Here is a 21,673-nt window from a genome sequence, read left to right on the forward strand (position 1 = left end):
AAGGTAACTTAACATAGGATGGTTTTTGTCTAAAAAAGATATTTTTAGCAGAAATCAAAATATAAACTAACTGTAACATGTATTGAAGAATTAACAAAAACAGCAAGAAACACTAACATAGAAAACTAAAGACATCATTATGTAATAGTTCCTGTGTAAAGTGAGGTGGCTTTGTTAAACGTTAGATTGAATTTTAAGTATGGCAGATAAGTAACACATTATTATTTGGGAAGAAGTGTTTTTGTGAAACAAATTATAGAAGTATTAAAAGAACAATTTAAATATGCACCAATGATATTTAGAATTGCCCGTTATGAAGATAAGGCAACCTATCAAAGTCATTACCTAGGATTAGCATGGCAAGTACTTAACCCGCTAATTCAAATCGCAATTTATTACTTTGTGTTTGGTTTTGCATTTAATTCATCATCTGGATCTAATGCAAGTTACATTGAGTGGATGCTAGCTGGTATTATTCCTTGGTTCTTCATTAGTGGAGTTATTCTTCAAGGTGCAAATAGTATATATAATAAAATAAATATGGTTTCAAAAATGAATTTTCCTATGAGTATCTTACCAAGTATTAATATAGCTTCTAATTTAACGAGTTATTTTACAATGATGGTACTTCTAGTTGGGTTGTTTGCGGTAAAAGGTACGCCAATTACAATATACTGGGGACAATATTTGTATTATTTCGTCGCGATGATTGCTTTCTTATATAGTTTTACTCTATTAAATGCAACTATAAGTGTTCTTGTACGTGATTACTACATCATGCTACAGTCATTAATTCGTGTTTTATTCTACATGTCAGGTGTTGTTTGGGATTTACAAACTAAGTTACCTGAATGGGCATTTAATATTTTGAAATTAAATCCGATTTATTATCTAATTAATGGCTTTAGAGAAACGTTCTTGATGGAGAAGATGTTTTGGGAAAATCCGTCTTACACGGTTTATTTTTGGCTATTAACAGGCGTTCTATTATTTGTGGGGGCCTCTCTGCATATGAAATTCCGTGAACGCTTTGTAGATTATTTATAGGAGGTATGACAATGGATAAAAATATTAAAGTTTCATTTAAACATGTGTCCAAAGAATATGACCTCTACCAAAATAAATCTGATAAAATAAAAGGTTTATTCTTGCCAAAAAGTAAGAGAGTACAGTCTTTTTGGGCGCTTAGAAATGTTTGTTTTGATGTATATGATGGAGAGACAGTTGGATTAATTGGTATTAACGGTTCAGGAAAATCTACTATTTCTAATATCATGTCAGGTGTTATCCCACCAACGCAAGGAGAAGTAGTCATTAACGGCGAAACATCTCTTATTGCGATTGCTGTTGGTTTAAAAGGCCCTTTATCAGGTTTAGAAAATATTCGTCTCAAATTACTTATGCATGGCTTAAAAGGTTCGCAAATAGATTCCTTATTGCCAAGTATTATAGAATTTGCTGACATAGGTGATTTTATCAATCAGCCGATAAAAAACTATTCAAGCGGTATGCGTTCCCGATTGGGTTTTGCAATTTCAGTGCATACAGATCCAGATATTTTAGTTGTTGATGAAGCCTTATCAGTTGGTGACCAAACTTTCTATCAAAAGTGTGTGGATAAAATTAATGAATTTAAAGCACAAGGAAAAACGATAGTGTTTGTCAGTCACTCGCTAGGACAAGTGAAAAGTTTATGTGATAAAATAATTTGGATGCATCATGGTGAAGTCAGAGAAATTGGTGACGCTGCAGAAGTTGCAGAAAAATATGATGAATTTGTTAAATGGTTTAATAAACAACCAAATGACTTTAAGAAAAAATATCAAAAAGAACAAAAAGAAAAGCAAAAACTTCCACAAGAAAAGATTTATCCAACCCCTAATGCTAATAAATATAAAATGGGTCTATTTGATAAATGTTTTTTAGTTGTTCTGTTAGCTTTATTAGTTCTGTTTGGATCACTGATATCTACAGGTAAATCCTTCATGGGATTATTTAGTGCTACTGACAACAAAGTGGAACAAGTAACAAAAGTAGATAAACGTACCGATTGGAAATAACACTAAGCTGTTTGCTTCTTAATACAAGATGCAGACAGCTTTTTTGGTTGAAAGTTTTTAGAAGTCATCTTTTAGACAAATATTGTGTGCTTTTTTAAGAATAATATTAATAATTCTTCAGATGTATGTTAGAATTAGTCTATCTGAAATTGTGAAATTAATTTAGGAGGGGAAAAATGATTAAAAAAGTTTTTCATTTTATACTTGTACTGATGTTAAGTGTAAGTATAATACCTCTATTCCATGCTAAAGCAGCTGAAACAACTAATGGAGTAGATAGTAGTGAACAGGAAGATAATACCGAAGTTGCGCGTGAAGAAATGCCTCCAGAGTCTGAGGAACCAGTATTCTCGCTTGAACAAAATAGAGATGATGCTATGGCTGCTTTAGTCGTGCCTCAAACTAGAAATAGTTTTTTGAGAGCAGCTAGTACTCCGACATTTCAACAAACATTTATAAATTCCATTTCCACGCAAGCAATGGATTTATGTAAAAAGTACAATTTATATCCATCTGTAATGATTGCTCAAGCGGCTCTTGAGAGTAACTGGGGAAGAAGTGAATTAGGGAAGGCCCCTAATTACAACTTGTTTGGAATAAAAGGATCATATAATGGCAAAAGTGTAACAATGAAAACTTGGGAATATAGTGATTCCAAGGGTTGGTATCAAATCAACGCAAACTTTGCCAAATACCCATCACACAAAGAATCTTTAGAAGACAATGCGAAAAAACTTAGAAATGGCCCAAGTTGGGACTCTAGTTATTACAAAGGTGCATGGCGCGAGAATGCAAAAACATACAAAGATGCGACTGCATGGTTACAGGGACGTTATGCAACGGACAACACATATGCTTCTAAGCTAAATACGCTAATTTCTTCATATAATTTGACTCAATATGATACTCTGTACGATACGATTAAACAACAAAAAAATGTTTCTGAAGATGCTAAAGTAGTTAAAGCAGATGGGCATGGTGTTTATAGTGGAATTTACAATACGTCTGCAGCCAGTGCGAAAAAGTTATCTACTGGAGCGCCTTACAACAACAAAGATGTAAAAATTTTAAAAGAAGGCACTACAAGCAGAGGAACGTGGGTCCAATTTTCTCTCAATAATAAAGTAATCGGCTGGATGGATAAACGCGCATTTGTCTATTATCCAAAAGCAACAAATGTAAAAACGCTTAACCTAACAGGTAAAATCACTGCTGGATCTACTAATGGTTTATGGTCTGAGGTTCCAGGTACAGTGAATGCGAAAAAATTAGCTACAACAGCTGGTGCTTACCAAAATAAAGATGCTAAAATTATTAAGCAAGGTCAAATTAGTGGCCGAACTTACTATCAATTCCAAGTAGGCGGTAAAACAATTGGTTGGTTGGACGCTCGTGCATTTCATGTTTATGATAAAATCCAAAGCCAGTCAAATGTAAATTGGAATCGAACTATTTTAAATGCCGATAAACACGGTGTGTACTCGGGTGTTTATAATACTTCATCAAGTAGTATGAATAAACTAAGTACAGGTGCGAAATATAATAATAAAAAAGTAAAAGTTATTAAGCAAGCCAAGACCGCGCGTGGAACTTGGTATCAATTCCAAGTAAATGGCAAAACAGTTGGTTGGATGGATTATCGTGCATTCTTTGACACAATTACCTCCCAAAAAACAATGAATAAAACAGTTACTGTGGGTAATGCCACGAATCATGGCGTTTTTGATGGAGTTTATCGAACCTCGCCAACGGTAAAACGAATTTCTTTGGGGAAACCATACAATAATAAAAAAGTAAAAGTGCTCAAAGAAGCTGTAACAGACCATGCCACATGGGTTCAATTTAAATACGGTAACACAACTGCATGGATGGACAAAAAAGCATTTAAATATTAAATTATAACACTTCCATAATCTAATTTTATGGAAGTGTTTTTTGTAAGTACTTTGATAATCAGTTTTTACGCTACCAGTGATGGACTTCGCTCGCTAAAAAAGGTATACTAATTTTCGTAGGTAAAGATTATATGTACCTTTGAAATCAAATTTTCGTTAAAAGTATAAAAAAATAGAACTACTTTAAGATTTTATAGTGAGGAAGGATTGTATTTATGAGCAACAGTAAATTTATTATTACAGAATTATACTGGGAAAGAATTCAACTACATGTAAAGGGTAAAATAGAAAATATTTCGTTAGAGAACTATACGTTTTCATTTAGGACTTTAACAGATGAATTTCATTTTTCACCAACGGGAATCAAATTGGAAGGAAACACATTTGATCTTCGTTTCAATATTGCTATTTTAAATGATGGGAATTATTTACCAAGTGGGGATTATCTCTTATCCTTATATAACAGTGAAACAGCGGATGAAATTGTTGCCCAACCGGCTGCTGAACTATATAAATTTCCAGAAGATGAAGATCTTTTAGAAGAACTAAACGAAGCTAAAACCGAAAACGAAAAAAACAATGTGCTTTTAGCAGGTTTAAGAAAAGAATTTAAACGCGGTGGGGCGAATCTCAAGTATACGTATAAAGTCACCCCAATGATTTCTGCAGATGTAAATGAATTTGTTTTCTCTGTTTCATTTACAATCCCTGTACCAAAACCAACAAAGTGGCAAGTATTCAAAAATAAAATTAAAGAAATGTATCATACTTTCAGTTTTAATTTTAGAACTGGTTTGTTTAAATCTATTTTCTATACCTCACAAGCCCTAGTACCTAAAAACGGAAAACGAATTCTATTTTCTTCAGATTCCCGTGCAGAAATTGGTGGTAATTTTGAGTTCGTTCTAAATAAAATGAAAGAGATGGGTATTGATAAAGATTATAAAATCAAAATGACCTTTAAACCCAACATTCGTTTGAGAAGAGCTTTTATTGAGAAATTTAGATTTCCATTTTTGCTAGGGAGTTCAGATATTATTTTTATTGATGATTATCATCCGATGATTTATACAATTGACTTCAGCGAAAAAACACAAGTAATTCAATTATGGCATGCATGTGGGGCTTTTAAAACAGTTGGATTCAGTCGTTCAGGTAAGCAAGGCGGGCCGTTCTTTGATGATAGAGCACATCGTAATTATACACGTGCTATTGTTGCTTCAGATACAGACATACCATTTTATGCAGAAGCTTTTGGGATAAAAGAATCTTCTATTTTACCAACTGGTGTACCAAGAACAGATATTTTCTTTGATCCAGAGTACAAAAGAAATATTGTTACTACGATGGAGCAGTTGTTCCCAGAAACTCAAGGCAAACAAGTTATTTTATTTGCTCCAACTTTCCGTGGAAATGGTGCGAATCAAGCTCATTACCCATATTTTAAAATTAATCTGGCTAAGTTTGCTGAATACTGTCGAAAAAATAATTCGGTCGTAATCTTTAAAATGCATCCGTTTATTAAAAATGAATTTATTATTCCAGAACAATATGCAGATGTTTTCATTGATGCTAGTTCTTATCGTGAAGTAAATGATATTCTATTCATTACGGATATATTGATTACGGATTATTCATCTGTTATTTTCGAATTCTCTACCTTACAACGCAAAATGCTGTTCTATGCATTTGACTTGGAAGATTATGTTTCTACGCGTGACTTTTATGAAGAATATGAAGGTTTTGTGCCAGGGAAAATTGTATATGATTTCGAAGCATTAATTAAGGCGCTTGAAATGAATGATTTTGAACAAGAAAAGGTAAAACCATTTTTAGATAAGCACTTTAAATATCAAGATACTAATTCTGCAAAACGAATTGTGGAAGAAATCTTTAAAAAATAAAGAAAGAGGTAACTGTTTATAACAAACAGTTACCTCTTTTTTTATTTAAGTTCATCGCCGAGACGGATAATTAGGTCGCGGACATCGTCTTTAATTTCGGGATGTTTTAGCGCAAATTTTAAAGTAGTTTCAATAAAGCCGAATTTATCACCAACATCAAAACGTTCTCCTTCAAAATCATAGGCGAAAACAGGTTGAATTTCATTTAAACGGTTAATTGCATCAGTTAATTGAATTTCTCCACCAGAACCAGCTTCTTGTGTTTCTAAATACTTAAAAATTTCTGGAGTTAATAAATATCTTCCTAAAATCGCTAAGTTGGAAGGAGCATCTTCTACATTAGGCTTTTCCACAAAACCAGTTACATTATACAAACGATCACTTACTTCTTTGTCAGGATCAATAATGCCGTAACGATATGTTTCTTCGCGAGGAACATTTTGTACACCGATAACAGAACTATGAGTCTTTTCGTATTGATCGATTAATTGTTTAGCACAAGGGGTTTTAGATTGAACGATGTCATCCCCAAGCATTACTACAAATGGTTCGTTACCAATGAAACCTTTAGCTTGTAAAATTGCGTCTCCAAGTCCCTTAGGTTTCGACTGACGAATAAAATGTAAGTTAATATTAGTGGTTTCTTCCACTAAATGTAATAAATCTAATTTGTTTTTTTCACGTAAATTATTTTCAAGTTCAGGTACAGAGTCGAAATGGTCTTCTATGGCTCTTTTTCCTTTCCCTGTAACAATTAGAATATCTTCAATTCCAGACGCAACTGCTTCTTCAACGATAAATTGAATCGTTGGTTTGTCTACAATTGGAAGTATTTCTTTTGGCATCGCTTTTGTTGCAGGAAGAAATCTTGTACCAAGTCCTGCTGCCGGGATGACTGCTTTTTTAACTTTCATGGTTTTCCTCCTTGAAATCACATTACATTCATTATAAGCAATTTGATTTATCAAAACAAGCTTAGACTATATTTCATCAATAAGATAACGTTTGCATTTGATACAAAAGAACTATTAGCGGACAAAATATTGCTTTTTTAAATTTTTTTTAATATGATTGAAGATGACTTAGTTTTGGAGGGAGAAAGTTAATGGAAGATGTTAGAAAAAAATGGAAAAAGGTACAGTGGGATAATGAAATTACGTATAAAACATTCCTTACATATAGTGTTCTCTTTGTCTTAGTAACAATAAGTATTTACTTACTTTTTTGGTTAAGAGGTTATTCATTTATTTGGTCTCATGATGGTTTTAACCAACACTATCCGATTTTAAAAGAATTTAGAAATATGTTAGTAGATTTCCTGAAACACCCAACTCAAGTGCCGGAATTATGGTCTTGGCAAATTGGAATGGGAGGCGATGTGGTCGGTAGTTTTGGCTACTATGTTCTAGGTGATATTTTTGCTTATTTAGTAGTACTATTTCCAGCAGATCAGATGGAACTTGCATACACAACATTAATTCTATTACGCTTGTTTTGTGTAGGTATTGCCTTCTTAGCTCTAGCGAAAAACTTTAAAATTAATCATATTGCTGCAGTTACAGGTTCATTAGTCTATGTGTTCTCTGGTTATTTATTTGTTTCGGCAACAAGGCATCCATTTTTTATTACGCCGATGATTCTTTTACCGCTACTTTGTCTTTGTGTAGAGAGAGTGCTTCAAAAGAAATCACCAGTTCCGTTAATTCTTGTGATTTGTTGGACATTAGTTAGTAACTTCTATTTTGCATATATGCTTGCGATTATGGTTTGTATCTATACAGTTATTAGATACTTTACTCATTACAAAAAGCAAGGAATTCCGCTACTAAGTACTATTGGAAAATTAGCGGTCTATGCAATTACTGGCTTTTTAATGGCATGTATTTTATTTTTACCTAATTTAATCGCCTTTTTAGGTTCTTCCAGAGCAAATGGAGAGTTTGCGAATGGGCTATGGTTCTATGATTTGTCCTATTACTTATCGCTTGGAAAAATGTACATTACAACCGAAAGCGCTGGTTATTGGGCAAACTTAGGTTTCGCAGCAATTGCTGTGTTTGTACTTCCGTTTATTTGGCAGTATCGAAAAAAATATCCGGTTGTATTTATTAGTTTGGTTTTAGGACTTGGCATGATGCTATTTCCGTTTTTCGGGGCATTATTTAATGGTTTAAGTAGTCCTTCCAATCGTTGGATGTTTGCAGTTGCTCTTCCTGTAAGTATTGGAGTTTCCTTTTTATTAACAGACTATAAAACATTAACGAAAAAAGATATGCGTAATTTTCTTATTACACTTATTATCTTTATCGTTGTTTCATGGTGGGGACCGAACTTCAATATTTATCAACCTATCTTGTTAGTTCCTTTAATATTAATGCTTTTAACCTTTTTTGTTTTCTTTTTACAATTTATTAATTTGAATTATATTAAGAAGAAAGCTTATAATGGCTTGTTTTACTTTTTGATTATAATGTTAGTATGTGTCAATTTAGCTTATATGGGTAATTATATGTTTAGTAAAAACGGGGCTAATAAAGTACAAGGTCAATTAAATTCTGGGGTTGTTGAACGTAAAATAACTGAACTATATGGGGGAGCAGATAAAAAGATTGATAAGAGCTCTTTCTATCGTACCAGCCTTTCTAGTGGGTATAATGGATTTTATGATAATTCAGATGCAAACATTTTGTTAGATGTAAATACGGTGAATTCATTTTATTCGATTACTAATGGTGCAGTAGCTGACTTAGCTTCTGAATTAAATAATAGTCAGTTTCGGATGACGTTGCCACTTGGGCAAATGGATAATAGAACTATTTTTACGAATATACTTGGAACGACTTACTTATTTGCACGTGATGATCAAGCTGGCAGAATACCATATGGCTTTAAAAAAATTGATTCTGCTGAAATTGAACGAGTAGATAAACCAGGCATTAGCCATACAGATGTATATGAATCTGAAAATAGTGTTCCATTGATGTATATGAACTACCATACGGAAGATAGAGAATCATATGAAAAGCTCTCTCCGCTTGAAAAAGAGGAAGCACTTTCTTATAATGCTATCATTGATAATAAAGACACATCCAAACGTGAGTATAAATCGAATATTAAAGAACTTGAATTTGAAACGAGTATACCTAAAGTTAATGGCAAAGCTCCTGCAAAATTAACGAAAGACAAAATAGAGGTTTCTAATGCTGAAAATAGCATTCAATTTAAATTGAAAAACCCGGAAGAAACAAAAAATGCAGAACTTTACTTTTATATTGATGGTTTAGATTTCACGCCATACACTTTCAAACAAAGAAAAGATATTGCGTTTGCTAAAGATGAGTATAAAACAAAAAATATGCGTTATAATTATTACCGGAACAATCTTACCAAACGTATAAAAGAAGACTATACATTAACAGCCAAAACATCTAACCGTGTAGTTTCAGCGAGCCAAGTGGATAAAAGTGAGCTTTCTGGGTATTTTAAACGGGACAACATGCTTTTAAATGGTGGTTTTTCTGAAAAAGCTCGGAAACAAGTATCTATTAATTTGAGCGGTCTTGGTACGTACGACTATGATAATATCAAAATTTACGCGGTTCCATTTGATGATTCTTATACGAAAAGAATGCAAGAACTAAAAAAACAAGCTGCAACAGACTTGAAATTTGATACAAACAAAGTGTCGGCTAAGGTTTCAGCAAAACAAGATGGTGTGTTAGTTACAACAATTCCATATACAAAAGGTTGGAAAGTAAAAGTAGATGGAAAAGAAGTATCAACAGAAAAAGTCAATACAGGATTTATTGGTTTTTCCTTAGATAAAGGACTCCATACAATCGAAATGAATTATGAAACGCCAATGCTTAAAGCTGGCATGGTGGCGAGTGGCTTAGGTGTCATCCTTTTTGCTGGAATTATCGTGGTGTATCACCTTAGAAAGCGTAAAAATAAAACACAATAAATGAGGGAAAACGTTAGGTAGCTATGTTACATAGCCCTAACGTTTTTTGTTAGTTCTGAGATTAAGCAAAAGTGTAAATTCCGATTATAGTATGATATAATTTAACTGTTAATCTATTTTAGGAGGATATAATGAGAAATTTAAAAGATAGAGTACTCAATTCATTAAAAGGTAATAAAAAAGATATTAAAATTAGTGTTGTTGTACCTACATATAATACAGAATTAGAAGGTCTTAAAAACTTAATGTCGTCAATTGATAAGCAAACAATGAATCCAGATGAGTATGAGCTTGTTTTTGTAGATGATGGATCTACAACAGATACATACGAACGTTTGCAAGAGTTTGCTGAAACACGTCCAAATATGACCGTTAAACAAATTGAAAACTCTGGTTGGGGAAGCAGACCAAGAAATATTGCAACTAAAATGGCTAAAGGAGAATATATCCTTTATTTAGACCATGATGACACAGTTTTCCCTGAAACATTTGAACGCGTATATAATTTCGGAAAAGAAAATAATTTAGATGTAGTGAGCGGGAAAGAAGTAAGAACAAATGGTTGGTCATGGGGATGGAAGCAATTCTCTGAGAACAATCCGCATGCAGAAGAAATGGGTATTGAATGTTTACTTCCAATGACTCCACACAAATTTTATAAAAGAGAATTCTTGTTAGAGAATGATATTACATTTGATGATGGAGCTCGAGTTCTTTGGGAAGATGTATATTTTAACTCTAAGGCGTTCATTCACGGTGCAAAAGTTGGTATTTTAGCCGATTATCCTACGTACTATTGGATTGCAACTGGTGCAAATAATTCCAGTAGTTTCGGACGTGATCCGCATGAAAAATGGAACCAAATTAATAAATTATTTAATTTCTTTAAAGACAATATCAAAGAGCAACGTGACTTAGATTTTATGCTAACTCATTGGTATCGCTCACGAGTTCTTGGGATTTTAGGGCAATGGCTACTAAAAAACAACAATGAACGTATTGATATTGAATTTAACTATGCAAAAAAACTTGCCGAAGAATTAATACCAGCCTATATTAGCGAAAACTTAGATAAAAACAATCAAGTAAAAGATTATTTATTAAGACAAGGTGATTTAGATTCATTAAAAAAACTTGCTCAAATCGATGCTGGAATTACAGCGCTTAGCTATGTGGAAGATGCTTACTTTAAAGAAGACAAACTATTCTTCAAAACAAGTACAAAAATGACATATGAAGACAAAGAAGATTTCTTTATTGAAAAAACAGCAGATCGAATGGAACGTATTTTACCAGAAGAAATCAAATCGAAATTGCCAAAAGAATTCTTTGATTATAGTGATGATTTAGCTGAATTTACGTATGAGCCAAGTATTAAAGGACGTAATTCAAGAGCTACCTGGAAAATCGACGGTTCTACTAGTAATGTAGAAGTTGTTAATAAAAAAGCAAATTTGTATAAAATAGAAGGTGAAATGTCTTTTTCTGTTCAAATTAATGATTATATATTAGATGCAGCTGATAAAAAACAACCATGGGATATTGCCACACGCTTTACCGGCCTTGGGTATACAAGTCACCGAGCATTAACCATTGGTAAAATTCTTATCAAAACAGCGTTAATAAATAACAAAACAATGATTGTTTATAAAAATGCATCTGGTTTAATAAGTCTGGATGTTGGAAGTAGCGTTCGTTCAATCGTGGAAGATTCTGGTGTGAAACGTGAACAAATTCTTATTGATAAAACATCTGGAAAAGTAACTATTCCATTAAATGAAATTCATGTGTTTGGTGAAAGCCTTATTGAAGGTAATGCAGAATTAAAACCGGTGGGAATTAGTGATGCGGATCCAATTAATGTAAAAGCTAAATTGATTGGTGAAGCTAATAAAGCAAGAGTAGAAGTTCTTTTGGGTGATGAAAAACTATCTGGTGAATATCATTTAGTAACTAATATCCAAGGTAAAAAAGATAAACAGCAAATTAAAATAACGCTTTAAGAATGGAGAGAAAAGAATGAAAGGTATAATTTTAGCAGGAGGAAGTGGAACTAGACTTTATCCACTTACAAAAGCAATTTCGAAACAAATGTTACCAATTTATGATAAGCCGATGATTTATTATCCGCTATCGATCCTAATGTTAGCAGGTATTAAAGATATTTTAATTATTTCAACCCCAGAAGATACTCCACGCTTTGAGCAATTATTAGCTGATAGCGATCAACTGGGTATTAATATTTCTTATGCGGTTCAAGAAAAACCGGAAGGATTAGCACAAGCGTTTATTATTGCTGAAGATTTTATTGGGGATGATTCGGTTTCGCTTATACTTGGAGATAATATTTATTACGGACAAGGTTTATCCAAAATGCTTCAAAGAGCATCTGCTAAAAAAGCTGGAGCTACTGTATTTGGCTACCACGTGAATGATCCTGAAAGATTTGGAGTTGTGGAGTTTGATGAATCAATGAAAGCTATTTCCATTGAAGAAAAGCCTACTGAACCAAAAAGTAATTATGCGGTAACTGGTCTTTATTTCTACGATAATCGCGTAGTGGAAATTGCGAAAAGCATTAAACCATCTGAACGTGGTGAGTTAGAAATCACTGATGTTAATAAGCGTTACCTTGAACTGGGAGAACTAGATGTAGAACTTATGGGCAGAGGATTTGCTTGGTTAGATACAGGAACACATGAATCTCTTCTTGAAGCGTCTACCTTTATTGAAACAATTGAAAGAAGACAAAACTTGAAAATCGCTTGTCTTGAGGAAATTGCTTATCGAATGGGGTATATTGATGAGGCTGCAGTTGAAAAATTGGCAGAACCACTTAAGAAAAATGCGTATGGGCAATATTTAATGAAATTAATTAATAAATAAGAAGAGTGAGGCGTACTAATGGAAATTGTTGAAAGTAAACTAGCTGGTGTTAAATTAGTAAAACCAAAAGTGTTTGGAGATCATCGTGGTTTTTTCATGGAAAGCTATAATGAAAAAGCATTCCATGAAGCTGGAATCGATATGAAGTTTATTCAAGATAACCACTCTCTTTCTGTGGAAGCGGGTGTACTTCGGGGTATGCATTATCAAACGAACCCAAAAGCACAGACAAAATTAATTCGTGTTGCGACAGGCGCAATTTATGATGTAGTTGTTGATATGCGTAAAGGTTCTCCTACATACGGTGAGTGGGAAGGTTATATTTTAAGCGAAGCAAACAAACATCAACTTCTAGTACCACAAGGATTTGCTCATGGCTTTTGTACGATTACCGAAAATGTGAATGTGCTTTATAAAGTAGATCAATTATATTCCCCTGAAAACGATGCGGGAATTGCCTACGATGATCCGGATTTAAATATTACTTGGCCAACAGATAAATTAATTTTATCGGACAAGGATACGAAACATCCACGTTTAAAAGACGCTGAAAATAATTTTGTATGGGAGAATAAATAAATGAATTTATTAGTAACAGGTGGGGCAGGTTTTATTGGCAGTAATTTCGTACATCATATTTTAAATAAGCATGATGATTATAAAGTCGTAAACTTAGATTTGCTGACTTATGCAGGCACAATGAGCAATTTAGAGGATATCAAAGAAAATCCTAATCATGTTTTCGTAGAAGGAAATATTTGTGATTATGATCTAGTGAAAAAACTAGTAACAGATCATAAAATTGATACTATTGTTAACTTCGCAGCAGAATCTCATGTAGACCGTAGTATTATCAATCCAGGTATCTTTATCGAAACAAATGTACAAGGAACGCTAAATCTTTTAAATGTTGCGAAAGAATTAAATGTCGCAAAATATCTACAAGTATCTACTGATGAAGTGTATGGTTCACTTGGAGAAACTGGATATTTCACTGAAGAAACTCCAATTGCTCCAAACAGTCCATACTCTGCAAGTAAAGCTTCAGCAGACTTATTAGTTCGTTCATATTTTGAAACATACGGCTTAAATGTAAATATTACTCGTTGTTCTAATAATTATGGACCACATCATTTCCCAGAAAAATTAATCCCGCTAATGATCACAAATGGTCTTGACGGGGAAAATTTACCTATTTATGGTGATGGTAAAAACATTCGCGATTGGTTACATGTGTCAGATCACTGTGCAGCAATTGATTTAGTAATCCATAATGGTAAATCTGGTGAAGTTTATAACGTTGGTGGACATAATGAACGTACGAATAATGAAATCGTGCATATCATTGTTGACGATTTGAATCTTTCTAAAGATAAAATTGTATATGTAGAAGATCGTCTTGGTCATGATTTACGTTATGCTATTGACCCTAAGAAAATCGAAACAGAGCTTGGTTGGGAACCAAAATATACATTTGATACAGGAATTAAAGAAACTATCGAATGGTATGTAAATAATGAAGCTTGGTGGAGACCACTAAAATCACGCGCAAAGTTGGGTGAATAAATATGAGTATTTTAGTAACAGGAGCAAATGGGCAGCTCGGAACGGAGCTAGTTCAATTATTAAAAGAACATAATTTAACCGTGACTGAGTGGGACAAAGATTCTGTAGATATTGTGGATAAAGCAGCTGTAAAAAAAGCAATGCTTGATTTAAAGCCTGAATGGATTATCCATTGTGCCGCTTTTACTAATGTAGAAGCAGCAGAAGATGAATTAAAAAACGTTAACTGGGAAGTAAACGTGGATGGGACTGAAAATATCAGTGAAGCTGCAGAAATAGTTGGAGCTAAACTTGTATATATCAGTACAGATTATGTTTTCGATGGTACTAAAAAAGAAGCATATTTACCAGATGATAAAACAAATCCACTTAATCAATATGGAATTGCTAAATTAGCAGGAGAAAAAGTTGCTTTAGAAAAAAATAGCCAAACTTATGTTATTCGTACTTCATGGGTGTTTGGTAAATATGGTAATAATTTTGTATACAGTATGCTTAAACTAGCTGAAACGCATAAAGAACTAAAAGTAGTAAATGATCAATTAGGTCGCCCAACATACACATATGATTTAGCTGACTTCATTCGTTTTGTTATTGAGAAGAATCCGGCATATGGTATTTACCAATTCTCTAATAGTGGAACTGCGACATGGTTTGAGTTTGCAACAGAAATTTTGAAAGATAAAGATGTTACTGTGAATCCATGTACTTCAGATGAATTTCCACAAAAAGCTGAACGTCCAAAAACATCTATTATGAGTTTGGAAAAAGTAGAGAAACTAGGTTTTAACATTCCAACTTGGCAAGATGCTTTAGTTCGTTTTAAAAAATAATAAAAAAAACAATTATACGATGCATTCGTATAATTGTTTTTTTATATCTTTATGGGGTTTATTTGTTTATAATAGTAATGTGTATAAATTACTCTATGAACAAAAGGAGCCGGATATTTTGAACGATTCAAGGGACTTACATTCCATTTGTTTTGTTTCTACAGAAGTGGAAGATAAGAACAATAACGTACATTTTATAGCAGAATCTGCAGATTTATTGGCAGATTGCTTAGTGCTATTAGAGAAAGAGAATAAACACTATTTAACTTTTATGAAAGAAAATTTGAATACAATTGCGTTAGCCGAGAAAATCGAATATGCACCAGATATCATTTGCCCAAATAAAGTTTTGAAAGGTAGTTTGTATACAAATCCTGAATGCATAGATAACAGCCTTGCTGGTAGTACTTTCTCCAAAGATTTACTTAAGAGAGTAGCAAATGAAATGAAGCAAGAAGTATTTGAATTAACAAGCTTTAATTATTATTGTTATCATTTGGCGGAGAAGATTGGTCATTTGGGAGAAGAAGCTAGCTATTCGCTCTCTTTGGCGGACTTAGATGACTCGGTTACACGTTTACTTGATATTAAAGATAATCATTACCGAAAAGATTGGACAATTTTATATTATGTAAATAAGTTTTTAATGATGCATTTAGAAAATTTACCGAAAATTTTTGAAGAATCAGATGAAAAATTTCAAATTAATTATTTAGAAAAACTTACTGAACTTATTGCGAAACTGCCGGATGAGGTTATTTTTGAGTTAGATGCGCTCGATTATTTGGTTCAAAATATATTAAATGATTCATTTGAATGGATTAAATACGAAGCATATCCAGCTTGTTTAACTTTAGCTGAAATAATAAGTCACCGAGCAGCACCAAATAAATTCACGGATACTAAATGGCTGCGTTTAGAAAAATGTGTCCGAAAAGGTTCTGTAAATCCGCTAAGAAACAAAAAAAATCCAACTGTTTTGACACCAATAAAAAAGAAATTTGTTTCTTTTTTTAGCCGTAAAGTGGTGTTTACGATTGCAAAACTGTTACCTGTTGCGAAAGATAATGTTTTGTTAGTTTCGAATAAAATTAGTGATTTAGATGCTACTTTCATGCCGATTTACCAGACAATTAAGCAAAAGCATCCTGAAAAGTCTGTGCGTGCGTACATGAAAATGCGACCAGAAGATAATCATGCAATGTATTATTTAACATATTTTTGGAATCTTGGAAGAGCAAAGTATGTGTTTTTAGATGACTATTATTATCAATTGTATTCTATTAGAATGAGGAAAGAAGCGGAAGTTATTCAGCTTTGGCATGCAGCAGGAGCGTTTAAACGATTCGGTCATAGTTCTCTAGGATTTAAAGACTCCATATCGCTTGATTTTGAAACAAGAGCGCACCAAAATTACACAACGAGTGTCATATCATCCAGTGATTTAAAACCGATTTATGCAGAAGCCTTCCATATGGATGAAACCAAAATTGAAGCATTTGGTCTACCACGTTTATGGAAGTTATTTGATCAAGACTACAAGGAATTCAGACTAGATTATTTCCAAAAAATGTACCCGCTTCTTAAAGGGAAAAAAGTGATTACTTATGCACCAACTTTTCGAGGGAATTCAGAAGAGCGAAAAGCATTCCAACTCGAATTAAATTTACGTAAAATGAAAGAGGAACTAGGACAAGAATATGTAGTAGTAATTAAACTGCATCCATTAGTAAGCGTTGAAACGCAAGTTCCAGAAGATTTAGCTGATTTTGTACTTGATTTTAGTGGAATTGAAATGAATGACGTTCTAATCGTAACAGATATTCTAATAACTGATTATTCGTCTGTTATTTATGATTACTCTATCTTGAATAGACCCATTATTTTCTACGCATATGATCTTGAAGCCTATTCATTAGAACGTAATTTTTATCATGATTATTTGGAATTTGTTCCAGGTCCAGTGGTTGCTACAACTGAAGAAGCAATTAAACTTATTCAAACAAATCAAATGATAACAGGGAAGTTACAGGACTTTGCAGAGAAAGCATTTGAATATCATGATGGTGATGCCGCAGCTCGAATTATTGATTATGTAATGCAAGATTGATGTCTGTACAAAAGATATTGAGTTTATGGTACAATAAAGCTATGTTTATTAGTAAAATGTTAAAGGAGACTAAAAATGATTTATGCAGAGATATTAGCTGGCGGTAAAGGTACGCGCATGGGAAATGTCAATATGCCGAAGCAGTACTTGCCATTAAAAGGAAAACCAATTATTGTTCATACAATTGAGAAATTCATTTTAAATGACCGTTTTGAAAAAATTATTATTGCAACACCTAAAGATTGGATTAATCACACACAAGATATTATTAAAAAATATATTTTTGATTCGCGTGTAATTGTTATTGAAGGCGGAACAGATCGAAATGAAACAATTATGAACGGTATCCGTTATGTAGAAAAAGAATTCGGCTTAAATGAAGATGATATTATTGTAACGCATGATGCCGTTAGACCATTTATCACGCATCGTATTATTGAAGAAAATATTGATATGGCATTAGAATTTGGCTCTGTAGATACCGTTATCCCTGCAGTTGATACTATTGTAGAATCTACTAACCATGACTTCATCACAGATATTCCAGTTCGTGGCAATATCTATCAAGGTCAAACGCCACAAAGCTTTAACATGAAAACTATTCAAAAACATTATAATAATTTAACAGATGATGAAAAACAAATCTTAACAGATGCTTGTAAAATTTGTTTGCTTGCCGGTGAAAAAGTTAAACTTGTAAACGGTGGAATTTCAAACATAAAAATTACCACTCCATATGATTTAAAAGTGGCAAATGCGATTGTACAGGAGAGGATTAACTCATGATTAACCAAGTATATCGCCTAGTTTCTGAGAGACAATTTGAAGAAGCGAATATTGAAGAAGCACTTACAGAAGATGTTGTTGTAGTAAGACCTACATATCTTTCTATCTGTGCTGCAGATCAGCGTTATTATACAGGTTCTCGCGGAAAAGAAATGCTTTCCAAAAAATTACCAATGGCGCTAATCCATGAAGGTGTTGGCCAAGTTACGTATGACGCAACTGGCGAGTTTGAAATCGGAACAAAAGTAGTGATGATTCCAAATACACCGACAGAAGATGATCCAGTTATTGCCGAAAACTATCGTCGCTCTTCGCTATTTCGTTCTAGTGGCTATGACGGCTTAATGCAAGAGAATGTTTTCATGAGAAGAGATCGCGTTGTTCGTTTACCAGAAAATATGGACATGGAAGTTGCGGCTTATTCTGAGTTAATTTCTGTAGCGTTTCATGCAATTACAAGATTTAAACAAAAAGCAAATGCTAATCAATCTGTATTTGGTGTATGGGGCGATGGTAATTTAGGCTTTATCACTTGTCTATTGCTAAAAACTATCTACCCTGAAAGTAAAGTGATTATTTTTGGTAAAACACAATACAAACTTGATTTCTTTTCTTTCGTAGATGAAGCTCATTTAGTTGATGAAATTCCAGAAGGTCTAGTGATTGACAATGCGTTTGAATGCGCTGGTGGCAAAGGAAGTCAGTACGCAGTTGAACAAATTATTGATTTAATTAAACCAGAAGGAACGATTTCTTTATTGGGCGTTTCTGAGAACCCCATTGAATTTAATTCACGTATGGTATTAGAAAAAGGATTGACGGTATTCGGTAGTAGCCGTAGTGGGAAAGAAGATTTCCAAAACACCGTAAATTTTCTTAGTGAAAATGAACGTGCTGTAGAATACTTATCTAGTCTAATAGGCCAACGTAAAGTAGTTCGTAATTTACAAGATATTATTGAAGCTTTTGAGACGGACTTACGTAATCCATTTGGCAAAACTGTCATGGAATGGAAAGTATAATATAAAGTATGAAAGAAATCTCAGGTCAAATATTATGTCGAAAAGCATAATGGGTCTGAGATTTTCTTTTTAATAAAGAAAGTAGAGATGATAGTGAAAAATATAGCGATTTCTATGTACATGTTTCTGTTAAGTCTATTTTCTTTTTTTAGTCGATTTTTTGGCGTGAAAAAACGAGTATTGATTATGGCCTCATTCCCAGAAAATACAACAGCGATTTTGAATCAAATGAAAAAAATGGGCTATACTCCGAACACAATTTGTTTTCATACAGAGAGAGTTCAATTCAATACTAAAGAACTTGATTTTGTTCGTTTTTCACCTAATAATTTGGCGAATAAATGGAAATTAATGTTTTACTTAAATACATCAAAAGTGATTTTAGTCGATAACTATTACCCTGAACTAGCAGCGGTTTCTTTTAAAGATGGTGTCGAATGTATTCAATTATGGCATGCAAATGGAGCTTTAAAACAATTTGGATGGGAAGATAATTCGATTTCAGAACGTTCAGATGCGGACAAAAAAAGATTTAAAGCAGTATATGAACATTTTCTAAAAGTAGTAGTTGGTTCAGACGAGATGGGCGAAATTTTTAAAAGAAGCTTCTTATTAAATGAATCTCATTTATTAAAAATCGGTGTACCTCGAACGGATGTTTATTTTGAAGAAAGCCTACAACAGCAAAAAAGAATAGAATGGCGTAATAAATTTCACGCTGAAAATAAAAAAGTGATTTTATATGCACCAACATTTAGAGATAATGAGCTTGCGGAAGCCAAGTTAGTAATGGATTTTAACGCAATGGAACGAGCTTTTTCAGAGGATTACTTACTGGTTTTAAAATTGCACCCTGCAGTTAAAATAGATGTACAAAGTCTAAATACAGATTTTATTATTAATGTAGATAAAAATGTTGCACTTGAAGAACTTTTAGCGGCTGTTGATATACTTATTACTGATTATTCCTCCATTCCATTTGAATTTGCTCTTTTTGAAAGACCGATATACTTTTTTAGTTATGACATGGAGAAATATGATAAAGAGCGCGGCTTAATAAAAAATTATCAAGAAATTATCCCAGGACCAATCTCCCAAACAACGGCAGAGCTTATTGAGCAAATAAAAACGAAGACCACAAGCGAGACTTTAGCACTTTTTTCGAAAAAATGGAATAAATATTCGGATGGTCATGCAAGTGAACGCATGGTTGTTTATATGAAACAATTAATGGAGGAGGCTAAGTAAATGAAAAAGGTTATTACATATGGAACATTTGACTTGCTTCATTGGGGGCATATTCACTTATTAAAGCGCGCTAAGGCTCTTGGTGATTATTTAATAGTAGCAATTTCTTCCGATGAATTTAATCGAATTAAACATAAAGAAGCTTATCATAGTTACGAACACCGTAAATTAATTATTGAAGCAATACGTTATGTGGATGAGGTGATCCCAGAGAATAACTGGGAACAAAAAAGAGATGATATAGAGAAATACGGAATCGATGTTTTTGTAATGGGTGATGACTGGGAAGGCGAATTTGATTTTCTAAAAGATGTGTGTGAAGTTGTTTATCTTCCTCGAACTGAAGGGATTTCTACGTCTCAAATAAAAGATGAACTAAAATAAAAATGTGAGAGGAGCATTCTTTTGGAACCTTTAGTAAGTGTAATTATTCCAGTTTATAATGTAGAAAAGTATGTCAAACGATGCTTGGATTCAGTTCTTGAGCAAACATATCATAACCTCGAAGTTATCGTAGTTAATGATGGAGCGACTGATAATTCAGCTAAAGTCATAAAAAGTATCTCAGATAATCGAATTCGTTATTTTGAAAAAGAAAATGGCGGACAAGCTACTGCCCGAAATTTTGGATTAGATGTGGCTACGGGAGATTACATCGTGATGGTAGATAGTGATGATTACATTAGCAAAAACCTAATAGAAACTTGTTTGGATACTGTACAAAAAACGAATGCTGATTTAGTCTTGTTTACTTCATATAATGTGAATCAGGAAGGAAAAATGCAGTATATAAAGCGTGATAAAGGCATCAAAGTTTTAGATGCAGGTCCAACTCCATGGAACAAATTTTATCAAGCAGATCTATGGAAGGGTTCGCGTTTTCCAGTAGGTTATTGGTATGAAGATCTAGGAATTATTCCAGTCGTCACGCTAAAAGCAAAAAATCCAGTGAAAATCCAGGACGCACTTTATTACTACATAACTGATAGAGCGGATTCACAATCGAATATTCAACAAGTAGATCACTTTTTAGATGTGGTTATTATGTTGGAAAATGTTGAAACAGAATTAAAAAAACTAGGTATTTACGAAGAATCAAAAGATCAACTTGCGTACCTATATATAGAACATCTAATTTATCGTTTAGTTTTACGAAAAGCGATTTACATTACGGATAAGCAAGAACGTAAAAAACTTATTAAGAAAATTAGTACAATTATTCAAGAGAAGTTCCCTAATTGGGGTAGTTATCCTTATCAAGCGGGTGGAAAACTAACGGCAACATTAAAGAAAAAAGCATTATGGCTTTATTTACATCATTTGTACTTGTTGGGTGATTTAGTATGGAAATATCCATTTTCTATCAGAAGTAAGCAAACAGGGTTTTAAAGGAGGTTAT

General features: G+C 33.2%; 17 protein-coding genes. 16 read left to right on the forward strand and 1 reads right to left on the reverse strand.

The features are described 5' to 3' along the window. The first annotated feature begins 243 nt into the window (after positions 1-243). The 4 genes from CKV70_RS05530 (at position 244) to CKV70_RS05545 (ending at position 5,859) form a co-directional block, all read left to right on the forward strand. Positions 244-1,047, forward strand: a complete 804-nt coding sequence (locus CKV70_RS05530) for an ABC transporter permease (RefSeq protein ID WP_003722701.1) — start codon at positions 244-246, stop codon at positions 1,045-1,047. Positions 1,048-1,058: 11 nt separating this feature from the next. Beyond that, complete coding sequence (gene tagH / locus CKV70_RS05535) at positions 1,059-2,060, forward strand: teichoic acids export ABC transporter ATP-binding subunit TagH (protein WP_003722702.1); 1,002 nt, start codon at positions 1,059-1,061, stop codon at positions 2,058-2,060. Positions 2,061-2,236: 176 nt separating this feature from the next. After that, positions 2,237-3,955, forward strand: coding sequence for a peptidoglycan hydrolase Auto (gene aut / locus CKV70_RS05540; protein WP_003732702.1), 1,719 nt, complete (start codon positions 2,237-2,239; stop codon positions 3,953-3,955). Between the two features lie 215 nt (positions 3,956-4,170). Further along, positions 4,171-5,859: a CDP-glycerol glycerophosphotransferase family protein gene (locus tag CKV70_RS05545; protein WP_003721494.1), complete on the forward strand. Its 1,689-nt coding sequence runs from the start codon at positions 4,171-4,173 to the stop codon at positions 5,857-5,859. A gap of 41 nt (positions 5,860-5,900) precedes the next feature. On the opposite strand, the gene galU is transcribed toward CKV70_RS05545, so the two are convergent. Further along, complete coding sequence (gene galU, locus CKV70_RS05550; protein WP_003721495.1) at positions 5,901-6,773, reverse strand: UTP--glucose-1-phosphate uridylyltransferase GalU; 873 nt, start codon at positions 6,771-6,773, stop codon at positions 5,901-5,903. Positions 6,774-6,964: 191 nt separating this feature from the next. Between galU and CKV70_RS05555 the strand changes: the two genes are divergently transcribed. The 12 genes from CKV70_RS05555 to CKV70_RS05610 all read left to right on the forward strand — a co-directional run bounded on the left by CKV70_RS05555 (position 6,965) and on the right by CKV70_RS05610 (position 21,663). Beyond that, complete coding sequence (locus CKV70_RS05555) at positions 6,965-9,823, forward strand: YfhO family protein (RefSeq protein ID WP_014600719.1); 2,859 nt, start codon at positions 6,965-6,967, stop codon at positions 9,821-9,823. A 131-nt stretch (positions 9,824-9,954) separates the two neighbouring features. Next, entirely contained in the window at positions 9,955-11,826 is a 1,872-nt protein-coding gene (locus CKV70_RS05560) for a glycosyltransferase family 2 protein (protein ID WP_014600720.1), read from the forward strand. Between the two features lie 16 nt (positions 11,827-11,842). Next, a complete protein-coding gene (rfbA, locus tag CKV70_RS05565; protein ID WP_003721498.1) occupies positions 11,843-12,709 on the forward strand; it encodes a glucose-1-phosphate thymidylyltransferase RfbA in 867 nt (288 codons plus the stop codon). 18 nt (positions 12,710-12,727) lie between these two features. Then, positions 12,728-13,288, forward strand: a complete 561-nt coding sequence (gene rfbC / locus CKV70_RS05570; protein ID WP_003721499.1) for a dTDP-4-dehydrorhamnose 3,5-epimerase — start codon at positions 12,728-12,730, stop codon at positions 13,286-13,288. Next, positions 13,289-14,275 carry a dTDP-glucose 4,6-dehydratase gene (rfbB, locus tag CKV70_RS05575; RefSeq protein WP_010989656.1) on the forward strand — a complete coding sequence of 329 codons (987 nt, stop codon included), beginning with the start codon at positions 13,289-13,291 and terminating at the stop codon, positions 14,273-14,275. Between the two features lie 2 nt (positions 14,276-14,277). Continuing rightward, a complete protein-coding gene (gene rfbD / locus CKV70_RS05580) occupies positions 14,278-15,108 on the forward strand; it encodes a dTDP-4-dehydrorhamnose reductase (protein WP_003721501.1) in 831 nt (276 codons plus the stop codon). A 19-nt stretch (positions 15,109-15,127) separates the two neighbouring features. After that, the gene (locus CKV70_RS05585) at positions 15,128-17,218 is read left to right on the forward strand and encodes a CDP-glycerol glycerophosphotransferase family protein (protein ID WP_003733792.1); all 2,091 of its coding nucleotides are present in this window, start codon (positions 15,128-15,130) and stop codon (positions 17,216-17,218) included. Between the two features lie 75 nt (positions 17,219-17,293). After that, on the forward strand, positions 17,294-18,004 hold the full coding sequence (locus CKV70_RS05590) for an IspD/TarI family cytidylyltransferase (protein ID WP_003721503.1): 711 nt from the start codon (positions 17,294-17,296) through the stop codon (positions 18,002-18,004). After that, positions 18,001-19,026 (forward strand): ribitol-5-phosphate dehydrogenase, encoded by a 1,026-nt coding sequence (locus CKV70_RS05595; RefSeq protein WP_003721504.1) that lies wholly within the window; start codon positions 18,001-18,003, stop codon positions 19,024-19,026. The genes CKV70_RS05590 and CKV70_RS05595 overlap by 4 nt, the downstream gene beginning before the upstream one ends. A gap of 87 nt (positions 19,027-19,113) precedes the next feature. After that, complete coding sequence (locus CKV70_RS05600; protein WP_012951452.1) at positions 19,114-20,274, forward strand: CDP-glycerol glycerophosphotransferase family protein; 1,161 nt, start codon at positions 19,114-19,116, stop codon at positions 20,272-20,274. Then, entirely contained in the window at positions 20,275-20,658 is a 384-nt protein-coding gene (gene tagD, locus CKV70_RS05605) for a glycerol-3-phosphate cytidylyltransferase (RefSeq protein WP_003721506.1), read from the forward strand. Positions 20,659-20,679: 21 nt separating this feature from the next. Then, positions 20,680-21,663, forward strand: coding sequence for a glycosyltransferase family 2 protein (locus tag CKV70_RS05610; RefSeq protein WP_014600722.1), 984 nt, complete (start codon positions 20,680-20,682; stop codon positions 21,661-21,663). Positions 21,664-21,673 lie beyond the last annotated feature (10 nt).

The organism is Listeria monocytogenes, from assembly GCF_900187225.1.
Taxonomy (GTDB): Bacteria; Bacillota; Bacilli; order Lactobacillales; family Listeriaceae; genus Listeria; species Listeria monocytogenes.